This is a genomic window from Caballeronia sp. LZ028 (assembly GCF_031451415.1).
Taxonomy (GTDB): Bacteria; Pseudomonadota; Gammaproteobacteria; order Burkholderiales; family Burkholderiaceae; genus Caballeronia; species Caballeronia zhejiangensis.
The window spans coordinates 1234003-1249110 of record NZ_JARUXN010000004.1; the positions used below are offsets into that span (position 1 = coordinate 1234003).

Genomic DNA, 15108 nt, shown 5'->3' on the forward strand with positions numbered 1-15108 from the left:
CGATCGCAGCGATCGCAGTGACGCGCACCCAAACTGCAATTCTGCACGTTGCTCGTGCTCGCAGAGGCGGTGCGGAGTGGGAGGTCATGACACAACTGGTTGCGCGCATCGGGCTCGACCGCCCGAGCTTCGGTCAAACGATGATCGTTAACGTCCGCTGATGGGCAATCGTCGCGCGTATCGAATGTTTGAGAAAACTAAGCCCGATTCCGCATCAACAGCAGCGTCTCCCCGTCCTGCACGACGTTCCCCAGTTGATTCAGCACGCACAGCTTCAGCGTCGCGATTCCTCGGTCGATGCGCTTCGTCACCCGCTTACCGACGACTTCGATTTCGACCTGAATGCGATCGCCGATATGAAGCGGCGCCCGAAACGACCAGTTCCATCCCAACGTCGCCAGCGCGCTCATGCGCACCGGTGAGCGCGTCTTCAGACCATCGGTGAGCGCGAGGCCGAGCAGTCCGTGCGCGATCCGGCCGGGAAATCCCGCCTGCTGCGCGGCCACATCGTCGAGATGAATGTCGTACATATCGCCCGATACACCCGCGTAATTGACGATATGCGCTTCCGTCAACGTCATGCCCGACGTGACGAAATGATCGCCTATCTCGAGGTCGTTCAGGTCATACATGCCCGGCGCGAGCAAACGCCCGCGCTGTACGGCGGCTTCTTCGTTCTGTAATTGGGTCATGTCTTCCATCTGTCCTTGTAATGTGCCTTCAAGAAAGTCGGCGTTCAAAGTCCGAGCGTCTGCATGACGAGCCGCATTCGCTGAACCGCGAGATCGGGATTGCGCAGCAGGCCGGCCTTATCGGCGAGACGGAACACGTCCGCGAGATAAACCGGCGGACGTGCGCCGTGGTGACCGCCGAGCATGAAGAAATGCGGCTGAAATCCGTTCAGGTAGGCGAGAAAGACGACGCCCGTTTTGTAGTACTGCGTCGGCATGCGAAAGATGTGGCGCGAGAGCGCCACCGTCGGCGCGAAAACCCGCTCGTATCGCGCGAGATCGCCTGCAGCGAGCGCCGCGAGCGCCTGCGATGCAGCCGGCGCGATCGCATCGAAGATGCCGAGCAACGCGTGCGAGTAACCTTCTTCATCGCCCTTGATGAGCGACGGATAGTTGAAATCGTCGCCCGTATACATCCTGACGCCTTCGGGCAGGCGTCGCCGGAAGGCAATCTCGCGGGCATCGTCGAGCAGGGAAATCTTGATGCCGTCGATCTTGCCAGCGTTCTCCGCGATGACCGTCAGGCACGCGTCGGCTGCTTCGTCGAGATTGTCGCTGCCCCAGTATCCCTTCAACTCCGGATCGAACATGTCGCCGAGCCAGTGAAGGATCACGGGCTTGTCGCACATCGCGAGCACTTCGCCATACACACGCAGATAGTCATCGCGACTTCGCGCCACGCGGGTGAGCGCGCGGCTTGCCATCAGGATCACCCGGCTGCCCGTGCGCTGAATCGCTTCGAGCTGCGTCGCATAGGCGCGGATGACGTCATCGCACGACGTGGCCGACTGCGCGGGAAGATGATCCGTGCCGCATCCCGACGCGATCCGCGCACCGGCCATGTCGCGCGTTTCCTGCATCGTCCGCTCGATGAGCTCGAGCGCCGTGTCCCATGTGAGGCCCATGCCGCGCTGCGCGGTGTCCATCGCCTCCGCGATGCCGAGCCCCTGGCCGATCAGATATCGCCGATATTCGATCGTGCGCGCCCAGTCGAGTGCGGCGGGCTGATTCAGTTCGCCGCTGCGAAGCGGATCGGCCACGACGTGCGCGGCGGAATAGGCGATGCGGTTGAATGTCGATCCCGCCGGCGCGCCGCCGATCGGATCGCCTTTGAGCGTGTAGTTTTCGAACTCGCCGGAAGCGGTCGGAAGAACGATATGCATGGTAGTCAGGTCCGGATAGGCGCGTCGAAAAGGATAGGGAACGCTGCGGGCATGTCGATGCCGAAAAACGTCGCGAACGCCGCGAGCTGCCCTTCGATCATCGGCCGTCCGTTGGTCGCGCGACAGCCGCACTGCCGCGCATGTTTCAGCAGCGGCGTTTCGGCGGGCGTCATGATGATGTCGACGACCTGCATCGCTTCGGAAAATGCGCCAAAGGAAGCCGGCATGCCATCGCCCGGCTTCATGCCGACCGGCGAACAGTTGATGAGCAGATCCACGCCCGCGACATTCGCCGGATCGACATCGACGCGAGCCTCGCAATCCGGATAGAAGCGGTTCAGTCGCGCCGACAACTGCTCGGACAGCTCGCGCTGCGGATCGCTCAGCGCGATGCTCGCCGCGCCCGCCTCGGCCAGCGCGTGCGCGACCGCGGCGCCCGCACCGCCCGCGCCGAGCTGCTTCACGCGCTGGCCGCGAACCTCGAAGCCGAGACGCGTCAGTCCCTGCACGAGGCCTGTGCCGTCGAACATATCGCCGTACCAGGTGCCATCCGGCTGTTGCCGCATCACGTTGATCGCGCCGACGCGCCGCGCCGTGTCCGACATGTCGTCGACCATCGCCATCGCGCGCACCTTGTGCGGCACGGTGACGACCAGGCCATCGAGATTGCCGAGCGCCTGAAGTCCGGCTACGGCCGGCTCGAACACGTTCACGGGCACATCGAACGGCAGGCATGTCGCATTGATGCCGCTTGCGTCGAAGAGCGCGTTCATCAGTTGCGGTGTCTTCACCTGCGTCACCGGACTGCCGACGATGCCGAAGAGGCGCGTCGATCCATCGATTCGAAGAGCTTGCAACTCGCGCTTCACCGCTCGCCCCCCGCTAACGCAGCAAGCCGCGGATGACACGGCCAGCCTTGCGACGCCATCACGGCATCGAGGCCCATCGGTTCGGGACGGAAGAGTCGCTCGTCCATCAGCTTGAGATCGGGCGAGATGACAGGGCGAAACGCCATGTGCGCGAGTACGTCGCGCTCGAGATCGATGCCCGGCGCGATCTCGATCAGTTCGAGCGCGCCATCGATGGCGCAAAACACCGCGCGCTCGGTGACGAAGAGTGTCGTCTGCTTGCGCTCCTGCGCGAAAGGTCCGCTGTACGACACCTGCTGCAGCTTCGACACGAACTTGCGATGCGCGCCTTCCTTCAGGATCTGCAGCTTGCCGCCTTCGCAGGACACCTGCAGGTTGCCCGCCGTGAACGTGCCGCCGAAGACCATCTTGCGCGCGTTCTGGCTGATGTTGATGAACCCGCCCACGCCGATCAGCTTGTTCGCGAAGCGGCTGATATTGACGCTGCCCTGCGCGTCGATCTCGACCGCCGAGAGAAACGCGATATCGATGCCGCCGCCATCGTAGAAATCGAATTGATACGGCATGTCGACGATCGCGCTGTAGTTGCGCGCGGCGCCGGCATCGAGTCCCGCAGCGGGCGCGCCGCCGATCAGCCCTTGCTCGTTCGTCAGCACGATGTGATGCAGCACGTCCTCTTCCGCCGCGACGAGCCCGATGCCCGTGCACACGCCCGAGCCGACGTTGCACACCGCGCCCATGCTCAGTTCCATCGCGAGACGCCGCGCGATGATCTTGCGTTCGTCGAGCGGAAGGCGCGGAAAACCGCCGAGCGGAATACGCATTTCGCCGGTAAACGACGGATCGTAAGCCGTCTGATACGTCACCGGCTGATCCTCCTGAACGACGACCGCGTCGACGAGCATGCCCGGAATCTTCACCGTCTTCGCGGGCAAGGTGCCGCGCTTCGCAAGCCGCTTCACCTGCACGATCACGACACCGCCGTTGCGCTTCGTCGCCTGCGCCATCGAGAGCATGTCCGCGAAAACGGCTTCATGCTCCATCGATATGTTGCCGTCTTCGTCCGCCGTCGTGCCGCGCAGAAAAGCGACATCGACTTCGAACGGCTTGTAGAACAGCCACTCGCGGCCGTCGAGCTCGATCAGGCTGACGAGTTCGTCATCGCTCGGCGCGCCCTGAAGCCCACCGCCATTGCGCGGATCGACGAAGGTATGCAGCCCGACATGACTGACGAGCCCCGGCCGCCCCGCCGCCATCTCGCGCGTGAGCTGCGAGAGCGCGCCCTGCGGCAGTGTCCACGCTTCGACTTCCTTGTTCAGCGCCATCTGCGCGAGCGCCGGCGAATCGACCAGCGTGCCGCATACGACACGCTTGAGCAGCCCCGTATGCGCGAGCCGCGATGCGCCGCGTTCGCCGCGATCGCCGAGGCCGACCGGATGAAACGACGTGATCCGGCGCGGCTCGCCCTGCGCGAGAAAGCGCCGCTCGAGCGCCTCGATCAGCGCTTCCGGCACGGCGTGCCCGCTTCCCGATCCGCCGATCATCAAGGTATCGCCATCCTTCAGCAGGGATGCAGCCTGGTCGGCGGTCAAAATTTGCATGTCATCTACTCCGGTATTGTCTGTGTTTGCGTCGATGCGCGCATCGGCGTCAGATTGCCGAATGCGATTCCTGGAACACGGGCTGATCGTCCCGATGACGCGAGAGGCGTTTGCCGAACAGCGCCGCGATCAGCGTGAGCAGGCAGAAGACGGCGAGGAACACCATCACGTAAGTCGGCTTGCCGCCCGCGTATGCGACGAGCGCGGTCGCGATGAACGGCGTCGGCCCGCCTATCAGCGCGCCGGAAAACTCGCGGCACATCGCGATGCCGGAGAAGCGGTACTGCGTCGGAAACAGATTCGACAGGAACGCGCCCTGTGCGCCGCAGGTGCAGCCCCAGCTGATTCCATAGACCGCGCTCATCGCGATCGTGGCGAGCACGATGTCCTTCGAATCGATGGCGCGGAAGAGCGGCCACACGAGCGCGAGCGCGATCATCGCGCCGGCGGCGAACACGTTGCCGCTGCCGTATTTGTCCGCGAGCATGCCGCCGACGGGCGCGCAGAAAAGCGAGAAGCCCAGCGCGATGATCAGTACGACGAGGCTGTCAGCCTTCGCCATGCCGACCGTGTTGGTCATGTAGCTCAGCGCAAAGGTATTGAGCACATAGCTGAGCGCCTGATGGCCGCCCATCGCGAAGAAGCCGCACAGCAACTCGCGACGGCTGTTGCGAAACAGGTCCGCGACGGGCACTTTCTCGGCCTTGGCCTTCGCGCTCGCCTTCTCCATCGCGGCGACGTATTCGGGCGTTTCATCGAGCTTCGAGCGGATGTAGATCGCGACGCCGAACAACCCGAGCGACAGGATGAACGGCACGCGCCACGCCCACGTGAACAGGATGTCTTCCGGCACGTACGAGATCATCAGGAACGTCGCGATCGCGATCATCACGCCGAAGTTGGTGGCCGCGTTCGGAATCGACGTAAAGAACGCGCGCCGGCTCGGCGGCGTGTATTCGGCGATCAGCGTGATTGCGCCGGCGAGTTCCGCGCCGGCGCCGAAGCCCTGCATCATGCGCAGCAGCACGAGCAGGATCGGCGCGATCACGCCTGCCTGCTGCCACGTCGGCAATATGCCGAGGCCGACGGTCGCCGCGCCCATGATCGTCACGCAGAACACGAGCGCGGGTTTGCGGCCGTATTTGTCGCCGATATGCGAAATGACGATGCCGCCAACCGGCCGGATGATGAAGCCGACCGCGAAGGTCGCGAACGCCGCGAGCGTGCCCGCAAGCGACGACAACTGCGGAAAGAACAGCTTGTTGATGATGAGGCCCGATGCCGCTGCATAGAGCCCATAGTCGTACCATTCGATGATGGTGCCGAGCGTCGACGCGAACACGGCGCGTCGGATGTTCCTGCGGTCTGCGTTCTGCGCATGTGCGACTTGCATGGCGCTGTCTCCTGCTTCTCTTTGGTCTGGTTATGTTCGACGTGACGTACTTGTCCGCGAATCAGTTCCGGCTTGCGCGATTGCCGAATGCGTTGGCGCCCTCCTCGTAGTTGCCCGAGGCGAAGCACAGCGACGTCAGCTCGTTCTCGTAGCGAATGCCCTGTTCGACGCTCATCGAAAGCGATGCGCGCACGGCCGCCTTGACCGACTGCGTCGCGATCGGGCTGAACTCGGCCATCTTGCGGCACAGCGCCATCGCGGTTTCGACGACGGCCGCATCCTCGACCACCATCTCGACAAGGCCGATGCGGAGCGCCTCGTTCGCATCGATGGTGTCGCCGGTCAGCAGAAGGCGCATGGCCTGCCCGTAGCCGATGAGGCGCGGCAGCATTTGCGACGCACCGCCGCCGCCGACCCAACCGCGCACCACTTCAGGCGCGCCGAACTTCGCGCTTTGTCCCGCGACGCGGACATCGGCGCCAAGCATCATTTCCAGGCCGCCGCCCAGCACCCAGCCTTTCAATGCCGCGACGACGGGCTTGGTGAATTCGCGCACGACCATCGCGTAATCGGTGCGGGCGCGAAACTCCCACGTCGTGCGATACGTCTTGAGCGAATGGAGATCGCTTCCCGCGCTGAATGCGCGCTCGCCTTCCCCGCGCAGCAGCACCGCGCGGATCGCTTCGTCACGCTCGATGTCCTGCCGGATGCCGGCGAGCGTCTGCGTCATCTCGGGCGTGATCGCGTTCATCTTCTCCGGTCGATTGATGACGATCTCCGCGACCGCGCCGTGTTTGCGCACCACCATGTGTTCCTGCATCGCGCCTCCTTTTTTTTCACTGCCGAAGCAGTGATGTCCCATTCGAGTATTCCCTTATACTTACTTACTAGTAAGTACGTTGAGCGGACATTAACATCATTTCCGGGCACTACGCAACGAGATTTTCGGGAGGCGAAAAATGGAACGCGCGCAGTCGTTTGCGGAGAAGGCGGCGAAGAGATCGACAAATGGGGGTCGTGTAAAATCAACCGCAAATTCCGCAGCATCCCCGTCCGTTGCTTCGCCTCGTTCGAGGCCGAGCCGGCAGTCCGATCCCCACCGAGATGAACCGTTGAGTCAGAACGACAAGACCGACAAAACAAGCGCCGCCCCCAAAAAATCTCCGATGTACGACAGCATCAAGGATCTGGCGAAGAAGCTCCTGATCGCGCACGGCTATCACAAGACAACGTTTGGCGTGATCGCGAAGGAGCTCGGCATCACGACCACCAACATCCACTATCACTTCGGCAACAAGAACAGTCTCGTCGAGGAAGTGGTGAAGGAATACGTGGCCGGCGCCACCGCGGGACAGAAGAAAATCTGGCTCGACGAAACGCTGTCGCTGGGAGAGAAGCTGCAGGCGGAAGTCGCCTACAACCGCAATCTGTTCCGCAAATACAATCCCGGCGGCAAGACGCGCAGGCCGTGGAGTCTGATTGGCCGGCTGCGCCTGGAAAGCGACGTCCTGACCGACGAGGCGCGCGCGGCGCTCGCGGGCTTCACGACCGAGATCCACGCGGCCGTCGAAGTCGCCGTCGAGCATGCGAGCCGCACCGGCGAGCTGAAGCGCGACACGCCGAAGGAAGACCTGATCTTCCTGCTCACGCACCTCGTCGACAGCCTGTCGGTATTCGCACAGGACGCGGGCGGCTTCGAGCGTGTCGAACAGTTCATGAACTCTTTCTCCGTCGTGGTGCTCGCGAAATACACCAAGTGAATCTTTCCCGTCGATGTCATCGGCGGCTGGACAATTAGATCGATCTACCTTATTGTCTTTCAACGGAGACAATAGACATGAACGAGACCGGTTTCAAGCTCGCAGTCGTCGGCGCGGGCATGGCATCCGCGCCGCATCTGGCGAGTCTGCTGGCCTTGCAGGACCGCGCGACCGTTCGGTATGTCGTTGCGAGGTCGCGGGAACGCGCAAGCGCTTTCGCCCGACAATTGCCGCATGCGCGCATCACGCTCGATCTCGACACCGCGCTCGCCGATGACAACGTCGACGGCGTGCTGCTGCTGACGCCGCCGAACACGCATCTCGAACTCGGCGCGAAGATCGCGGCAGCGGGCAAACATCTGCTGGTCGAGAAGCCCATCGACGTCACCACGTCCCGCGCGCGCGAGCTGGTCGCGCTATGCGAGCAACGCGGCATCGTCGCGGCTGCGGTGCTGCAACATCGCACGCGCGACGCAGCGCGCAAGCTCCGTCAATTGCTCGACGCGGGCGCGCTCGGCGACATCCACAGCGCGAGCATCGCCGTTCCGTGGTGGCGTCCGCAGTCCTATTACGACGAACCCGGACGCGGCACGCGCGAGCGCGACGGCGGCGGCGTGCTGATGACGCAGGCCATCCATACGCTCGATCTTTTCTTGTGGCTGGTCGGCCTTCCCGACGAAGTGTTCGCCTACGCGATCACGAGCCGCGCGCACCGCATGGAATGCGAGGACACCGTCGCGGGCGTCATGCGATACCGAAGCGGCTGCGTCGCGTCGCTGCACGCCAGCACGGCCATCTTTCCCGGCTTTCCCGAACGCATCGAATTGAGCGGCAGCAACGGCAGCGCGACGCTCGGCGGCGGCAGGCTCGTCGTGCAGTACATGGACGGCACCACGCTCGACGAAGGCGAAACCGCTTCGCTCGGTTCAGGCGCGAACCCGATGGCCTTCTCTCATCACGCCCATCAGGCCGTGATCGCCAATTTCATCGACGCCGCCACGCACGGAATCGAGCCGGTCGCGTCATTGCGCAGCGCCTTGAATGCGCATCTGCTGATCGACGCGCTGATCGCCTCGTCGGATGAGCATCGACTCATGATCGTCAACCCGGACTCGTCATCATGACTTTCGCACTGAACGCCGCTGTTTCCGGAGACACGCGCCTCTTCGCCATCGTCGGCGATCCGATTGCGCAAGCGCGCTCGCCGCTCGTCTTCAACGAGATATTCCAGCGCATGGGCGTGAACGCGGTGCTCGTGCCGATGCAGATTCCCGCCGCGTCGCTCGCGACCGCCATCGCCGGACTGAAGACGATCGGCAATCTCGATGGCATCGTCGTCACGGTGCCGCACAAGATATCGATGACCGGCCTCGTCGACCGGCTCCTGCCGATTGCGCGGAAAGTGGGCGCGATCAATTGCATGCGCCGCGTCGAATCGGGCGAATGGGTCGGCGAGATGTACGACGGCGAAGGCTTCACGCGCGGACTGCGAAAACAGGGCCACGAGCCGCGCGGCATGTCGGTGTTTCAGGCGGGCGCGGGCGGAGCCGGAAAAGCGCTCGCGCATGCGCTGTCCAGCGCGGGCGTGAAAGCGCTGCAATTGATCGATGTGGATCGCGCGAAGCAGGACGCGCTGATCGCGGAGCTTGCGCACGCTTATCCCGATGTGAACGTCTCGGCCGGAAGCGCCAGTCCCGCGGATGTCGATATGGTCGTCAACGCGACGCCGTGCGGCATGGCGGCCGGAGATCCGTTGCCGTTCGACATCGCGCGGCTCGACCGCCGCGTGCTGGTGGCGGACATCATCATGAAGCCTGAACGCACACAACTGCTCTGTCAGGCCGAAGAACGCGGCCACCGCATCCATCTCGGGCGTCATCTGCTGGAGAATCAGGCGGAGATCGTCGCCGAGTTCTTCGGCATCGCGCATGGCTGACCGGAAGACGGATCTCGCGGCCGATTCGGATACACTCCGGGCATACGACTCATCGACCGTTCCAATGACCCGAGGCAAACCAGGTTCTCCCGTCACGCTGCTGGATATTGCAAACGATCTCGGCCTGTCCCGCGCCACGGTCTCGCTCGTGCTGCGCAACAGCCCGCGCATCTCCGAAGCCACGCGCGAGCGCGTGCTGGAAGCGTTCAAGCGCAAAGGCTACGTCTACAACCGCCATGCGGCGGGCATGCGCAGCAATCAGACGAACACCGTCGGCGTCGTCGTCAACGACCTCGCCAATCCGTATTTCACGATGCTCGTCCGCTCCATCGAGGCGAGCCTGAGCACGCAAGGGTTCATCACGCTGCTGGGCAACACCGACGAATCGCTCGAACGCCAAGGCCGCTTTCTCGATACCGTGCGGCAGCACAATATCGACGGTCTCATCGTCTGTCCGACCGAATCGACGACGGCCGCGCAGATGCGTCAGGTGCTCGCGTGGGGCATTCCGTGCGTCTTCGCTTCGCGTTACGTGCCGGGCCTCAAGGCCGATTACGTCGGCGTGGACAATCGTCGCGGCATGGCGCTCGCGACCTCGCATCTGATTTCGCTCGGGCACACACGCATCGCGATGATCGGCGGCGTGATGCGCGCGTCGACCGGCAGCGACCGCGCCGAGGGCTATCGCGACGCGCTGCGCGACGCGAAGATCAAACTCGACGAACGCCTGCTCGTGCCGTCGCCGCTCACGCGTCACGACGGAAAGCGCATCATCACCGAACTGCTTGCGCTGAAGAATCCGCCGACGGCCGTCGTATGCGGCAACGACATCGTCGCGTTCGGCGTGATGCTCGGACTGCGCGCCCACGGCATCGAGCCTGGCGCAGACTTCGGCGTCGTAGGCTTCGACGACGTGCCGGAAGCCGAACTCTGGGAGCCGCCGCTGACCACGGTCCAGGTCTTGCAGGACGACATCGGCCGCGCCGCCGCCGATCTGCTGCTCAAGCGCATGACGGAGCCTTCGCGCACGCCCACGCGCATCGTCTCGGAGCCGGTTCTCGTCATCCGCGGAACCTGCGGCGCGCGCAAATAAGCGCTTCATACCCGGACGTGCTCCGTTCGGGTTTCCCTTATAAAAATCTCCTTGCACCGTATCCGCGCAGCTTTTACCCTGTAGTAGATCGATCTAACAGATTTTCGCAGTCGCATCGGCAGCGTCTCTTCGCGCCTTTTTCGTCGCAATGCAATATGGACATCAGACCCATAGGAGTCCGAGACATGCGTGACTATCTGCTTTCTCGCCGCAAGATTTTGATGCTCACGGCTGCGTCGGCGGCCGCGGGTTGCCTGCCGCGCCTGGCGAGCGCCGACACCCCGACGATCCGCATCGGCGATGTCGTCGACCGCCACAATCCCGAGGTCATCACCGAGAATCTGATGGCCAAGCGTCTGAAGGAAACGACCGGCTTCGACGCGCGCGTATTTCCGGACGGCGTGCTCGGCTCCCACACGCGCATGAACGAGCAACTGCGCAACGGCACGCTCGAGGTCACGGTGACCAACGTGGCGGACCTGGAAGGCTACGACAAGCGTCTCGGACTCTTCGCGATGCCCTTCGCGTTTCCCGACCGGAAGTCGCTCTTCGCGGCTCAGGACGGTGCGCTCGGCAAGGCCTATGCGGGCATCCTCGACAATCTCGGCTTCGTGCTGCTGGGCTGGTTCGACTCGGGCTTGCGCAGCGTCTACAACCGCACGCGTCCGATCAACGAACCCGGCGATCTGAAGGGCCTGAAGATCCGTACGCAAGGCAATCAGATCATGATCGCGACGTTCAACCAGCTCGGCGCACAGGCGACGCCGCTCGACACGACGCAAATCTATTCCGCGTTGCAGCAGGGCGTCGTCGATGGTGCGGAGAACTCGGTGACGTTCTTCGTTCAGCAGCATCACAGCGAGGTGGCGAAGCACTACTCGTACACGAATCACTTCTTCTCGATCGATCCGATGCTCGCCAGCAAGAAGTGGTTCGACTCGCTCGACCCCAAGAAACAGGACGCCGTGAAGGAAGCCGCCGCGCAGGCTCAGCAGCACGAACGCGATCTGTGGCTGGCTTCCGATGCGAAGTATCTGGCCGAAGCGAAGAAGGCCGGCGTGGCGTTCAACGACGCGAATCTTCCCGCGTTCCAGGCAGCGGTCAAGCCGATCTATACGAAGTACCGCGCCAACTTCGCCGAACTGGGCACCTACCTGCCCGCCCTCGGATAACCGCCGGAGGTTCCCGACATGAAACCCGATCCGCGTTCGCGCGAGCCACGGGACAGCATCAACAAGGTTGCGGCGTTGCGCGTGCTCGCGAGCGTCGAAGACCTGCTGATAGCGGTCCTGGTTTTCGCGATCTTCTGCGTCGTTCTTGCGGGCATCCTGTCCCGCTTCGTCTTCCACGTCTCGCTCTCGTGGAACATCGAGGTCAGCGTCACGTTGATGATCTGGATGACCTTCATCGGCATCGCGGTCGGGGTGCGCGACAAGGTGCACGTCGCTTTCGAACTCTTCGAAGACAAGCTGAGCGGCCGATGGCTCGCGCTGGCGTCATTCGCGCAGATGCTGTTGATGGGCTTCCTGCTCGTGGCGCTCACTTGGGGCGGCTGGCAGTTCATGCAGCTCGGGCTCAACCAGATGACGCCGAGCGGCATCCCGCAATGGATATCGTTCGCCGCGATTCCCGCCGGCAGCGCGCTGGGTCTGCTGCATCTCGCGGCGCACGCATGGGACCTGGCCGCCCACGCTAACCTCGAAAGCGCGCAACACGGCCACGGCCATACCGAGACGAGGACGCAATGATTCTGACCGTCGGACTGCTCGCGCTATTCGTCGTCGCCGGCGCGCCGATCATCGCTTCGCTGGGCGCGGTCGGCACCATCGACGGCCTGATGCAAGGCCTGCCGCTGACCAACATCGCGCAGGCGATGTATCACGGCGTCGATTCGTTCACGCTGCTCGCCGTGCCGCTGTTCATCCTCGCCGGAGAAATTCTCTTTCATTCGGGCTCGGCCGGGCGCCTCGTCAACTTCATGAATCTGCTGGTGGGCCGCGTGCCCGGCGGGCTCGGCGTTTCCGCCGTCGCCTCGACGATGGTCTTCTCCGGCTTGAGCGGCTCCGTCAACGCGGATGCCGCCGCGATCAGTTCGGCGATGCTGCCGTCGATGGAAAAAGCCGGCTATCGCAAGGAATGGTCGTCCGCGATTATCGCGGCGGCGGCCGGCACGGGCATTCTGATTCCGCCGTCGATCACGATCATCGTGCTGGCGACGGTCGCGAACATGTCGGTCACGAAGCTCTTTCTCGCGGCGACGCTGCCTGCCCTGCTGGTCGGCATCACGAAGATGCTCATCATCATGTATCGCGCGCGCTCCGAGCCGCCCGTCGCGCCGGTCCACTTCAGCGTGCGCGAGCTCGGCCGCGCGTTCATGCTCGCGATCCCCGCGCTCGGTGCGCCGATCATCATCCTGGGCGGGATCTTCATGGGCTTCTTCACGGCGACCGAATCCGCAGCGGCGGCGGTGGCCTACGTGACGATCATCACGCTCGTGCAGCGATCCATTCCGAACCGCGCATGGCTCGGCATTCTGATCAAGGCGGGCCGCACCAGCGCAATCGTGCTGTCGCTCGTCGGCGTCGCGCAGATTCTCGGATACATGCTGGCGTACAACTCGGTCGGCGAGCAGGTCGCCGAATTCGCTACGCAACTGACCGGCAACAAGTTCGTCTTCACGGTGTTCATCGTGGTCGTGTTTTGGCTGCTGGGCGCGTTGCTCGACGGCATTCCCGCGCTCATCCTGCTGATTCCGCTATTCCTGCCGATCGCGCAGGACGCCGGCTTCAGCGACATCCATTTCGCGATTCTCGCCATCGCCATCGTCGGCATCTCGCTCGTGACGCCGCCGATCGGCACGGCCTGCTTCATCGTCACCGGCGTCGCCAACATCCGAATGGTGAATCTTGTGCGGCCCATGCTGCCATTCATGGCCATCATGTTCGTGACCATCCTGCTGCTGGCTTTCGTGCCGGCGTTCTCCGAATGGCTACCTCATCTCCTGTACTGACGCCGCGCCGCGCCCCGCCGCTCGCGCTCGTCACCGGCGCGCGCCGCGGCATCGGCGCGAGCATCGCGATCGAGCTGGCGACGCGCGGGTTCGATCTCGCGCTGATCGACATCGATGACGACAACGCGAACGAAACGATGGCCGCCGTCGAAGCGCACGGCGCGCGCGCACGCTTTTACCGGCACGATCTCGCCGATAGCGCCGCCCATCGCGCGCTCGTCGAGCGCATCGTTTCGGACTGCGGGCCGATCACCTGTCTCGTCAACAACGCGGGCGTCTCGGCCGGGCAGCGCGGCGATCTGCTGGAGGTAGACGAGCAGTCCTATGACCGCGTCGTCGATATCAACATGCGCGGCACGTTCTTTCTCACGCAGGCCGTGGCGCGCCACATGGCCGCGATCGGCAGCGAAGATTCGCGCAGCATCGTCTCGGTGTCGTCGGTCAGCGCCGAACTCGCGTCGACGGAGCGCGGCGAATACTGCATGTCGAAGGCCGGGCTGGGCATGCTCACCAAGCTGTTCGCGCTGCGCCTCGCGCCGCTCGCAATCGGCGTATTCGAAGTGCGCCCCGGCATCATCCGCACGCCGATGACGGAAGGCGTCGCCGCGCGCTACGACGAACGCATCGCCGGCGGCATCGTCCCGATGAAGCGCTGGGGCGCGCCGCAGGACGTCGCGTCGGCCGTCGCGGCGCTCGTCTGCGGACAGATGGCGTTCGCGACGGGCAGCGTGCTCAACGTCGACGGCGCGCTCTCCGTTCCGCGCCTGTGACCACGACGACCGAGGAACCATCGATGGGACACATTCTCTCGCGTCGCGAAGATGCCGTGCTCGTGCTGGAACTCAGCAATCCGGGCAAGGCCAACGCGCTCGACTTCGCGATGCTGGCCGCGCTCGACGAGCAGATCGCGCAAATCAACCGGGACGACGGCATTCGCGCCGTCGTGCTGCGCGGCACGCCGGGCGGCGTGTTTTCGTCCGGCGCCGACATCCGCGAATGGTCGGCGCTGAGTCCGGAGACATTCGCGACGCAATGGGTCGGCGAAGGCAACGCGGTGTTCCGGCGCTTCGAACGGCTGCGCTGCCCGACCGTGGCCGTCATCGAAGGACTGTGCTTCGGCGGCGGCCTGGAACTCGCGCTGTGCTGCGATCTGCGGCTCGCTGGCACCGGCGCGCGCCTGCGCTTTCCGGAAGTTTCCATCGGCGCCATTCCCGGCTGGGAGGGCGGCGACCGCTTGCAGCGCATCGCGGGCCGTGGGCGCGCGCTCGAAGCGGTGCTGCTGTCGCAGGAGATCGATGCATCGACCGCGCTGCAGTGGGGCATCGTCAATGCGGTCTGCGCGCCGCAGGAAGTCGAAGCGCAGTTGCAGGAATGGACCGCGCGCCTGTGCCGCGTATCGCCGCGCGCCGCCGCGCTCGCCAAGGCGCTGATCGTCGATGACCACGACGATCCGCACGCAGCCTATACATCGGCCGCGCTCGCGGTCCGCTCCAGTCCCGACGCGGAGCTCGGCATCCGCGCCTTTTTCGCGAAGACGGCCGCCGTCTTCTGA

The 15108-nt window shown here is 64.1% G+C and carries 15 protein-coding genes; 9 read left to right on the forward strand and 6 right to left on the reverse strand.

Annotated features, from left to right (window positions below; translation table 11 throughout):
• Window positions 1-197 precede the first annotated feature (197 nt).
• The 6 genes from QCE58_RS28415 to QCE58_RS28440 all read right to left on the reverse strand — a co-directional run bounded on the left by QCE58_RS28415 (window position 198) and on the right by QCE58_RS28440 (window position 6577).
• Window positions 198-692 (reverse strand): MaoC/PaaZ C-terminal domain-containing protein, encoded by a 495-nt coding sequence (locus QCE58_RS28415; protein WP_250521524.1) that lies wholly within the window; start codon window positions 690-692, stop codon window positions 198-200.
• A 44-nt stretch (window positions 693-736) separates the two neighbouring features.
• On the reverse strand, window positions 737-1894 hold the full coding sequence (locus QCE58_RS28420) for a dihydrodipicolinate synthase family protein (protein WP_250521523.1): 1158 nt from the start codon (window positions 1892-1894) through the stop codon (window positions 737-739).
• Between the two features lie 5 nt (window positions 1895-1899).
• On the reverse strand, window positions 1900-2751 hold the full coding sequence (locus QCE58_RS28425; RefSeq protein WP_250435514.1) for a shikimate dehydrogenase: 852 nt from the start codon (window positions 2749-2751) through the stop codon (window positions 1900-1902).
• A gap of 8 nt (window positions 2752-2759) precedes the next feature.
• The gene (locus QCE58_RS28430; protein ID WP_250521522.1) at window positions 2760-4364 is read right to left on the reverse strand and encodes an acyl CoA:acetate/3-ketoacid CoA transferase; all 1605 of its coding nucleotides are present in this window, start codon (window positions 4362-4364) and stop codon (window positions 2760-2762) included.
• A 49-nt stretch (window positions 4365-4413) separates the two neighbouring features.
• Entirely contained in the window at window positions 4414-5757 is a 1344-nt protein-coding gene (locus tag QCE58_RS28435; protein WP_008353924.1) for an MFS transporter, read from the reverse strand.
• Between the two features lie 61 nt (window positions 5758-5818).
• A complete protein-coding gene (locus QCE58_RS28440; protein ID WP_008353925.1) occupies window positions 5819-6577 on the reverse strand; it encodes an enoyl-CoA hydratase/isomerase family protein in 759 nt (252 codons plus the stop codon).
• A gap of 346 nt (window positions 6578-6923) precedes the next feature.
• On the opposite strand from QCE58_RS28440, the gene QCE58_RS28445 reads away from it, so the two are divergent.
• The 9 genes from QCE58_RS28445 (at window position 6924) to QCE58_RS28485 (ending at window position 15108) form a co-directional block, all read left to right on the forward strand.
• On the forward strand, window positions 6924-7517 hold the full coding sequence (locus QCE58_RS28445) for a TetR/AcrR family transcriptional regulator (protein ID WP_250521521.1): 594 nt from the start codon (window positions 6924-6926) through the stop codon (window positions 7515-7517).
• Between the two features lie 77 nt (window positions 7518-7594).
• Window positions 7595-8641: a Gfo/Idh/MocA family protein gene (locus tag QCE58_RS28450; protein ID WP_250521520.1), complete on the forward strand. Its 1047-nt coding sequence runs from the start codon at window positions 7595-7597 to the stop codon at window positions 8639-8641.
• Window positions 8638-9453 carry a shikimate dehydrogenase gene (locus tag QCE58_RS28455; protein ID WP_250459119.1) on the forward strand — a complete coding sequence of 272 codons (816 nt, stop codon included), beginning with the start codon at window positions 8638-8640 and terminating at the stop codon, window positions 9451-9453. Before QCE58_RS28450 ends, QCE58_RS28455 begins: the two co-directional genes overlap by 4 nt.
• A gap of 64 nt (window positions 9454-9517) precedes the next feature.
• Window positions 9518-10546 (forward strand): LacI family DNA-binding transcriptional regulator, encoded by a 1029-nt coding sequence (locus QCE58_RS28460; RefSeq protein WP_250435509.1) that lies wholly within the window; start codon window positions 9518-9520, stop codon window positions 10544-10546.
• Between the two features lie 185 nt (window positions 10547-10731).
• A complete protein-coding gene (locus QCE58_RS28465) occupies window positions 10732-11718 on the forward strand; it encodes a TRAP transporter substrate-binding protein (protein ID WP_250521519.1) in 987 nt (328 codons plus the stop codon).
• A gap of 18 nt (window positions 11719-11736) precedes the next feature.
• Window positions 11737-12294 carry a TRAP transporter small permease gene (locus tag QCE58_RS28470; RefSeq protein ID WP_008353934.1) on the forward strand — a complete coding sequence of 186 codons (558 nt, stop codon included), beginning with the start codon at window positions 11737-11739 and terminating at the stop codon, window positions 12292-12294.
• Window positions 12291-13556 (forward strand): TRAP transporter large permease, encoded by a 1266-nt coding sequence (locus QCE58_RS28475; protein ID WP_008353936.1) that lies wholly within the window; start codon window positions 12291-12293, stop codon window positions 13554-13556. Before QCE58_RS28470 ends, QCE58_RS28475 begins: the two co-directional genes overlap by 4 nt.
• Entirely contained in the window at window positions 13532-14326 is a 795-nt protein-coding gene (locus tag QCE58_RS28480) for a 3-ketoacyl-ACP reductase (protein WP_008353938.1), read from the forward strand. Before QCE58_RS28475 ends, QCE58_RS28480 begins: the two co-directional genes overlap by 25 nt.
• A gap of 23 nt (window positions 14327-14349) precedes the next feature.
• On the forward strand, window positions 14350-15108 hold the full coding sequence (locus QCE58_RS28485; RefSeq protein ID WP_250502740.1) for an enoyl-CoA hydratase/isomerase family protein: 759 nt from the start codon (window positions 14350-14352) through the stop codon (window positions 15106-15108).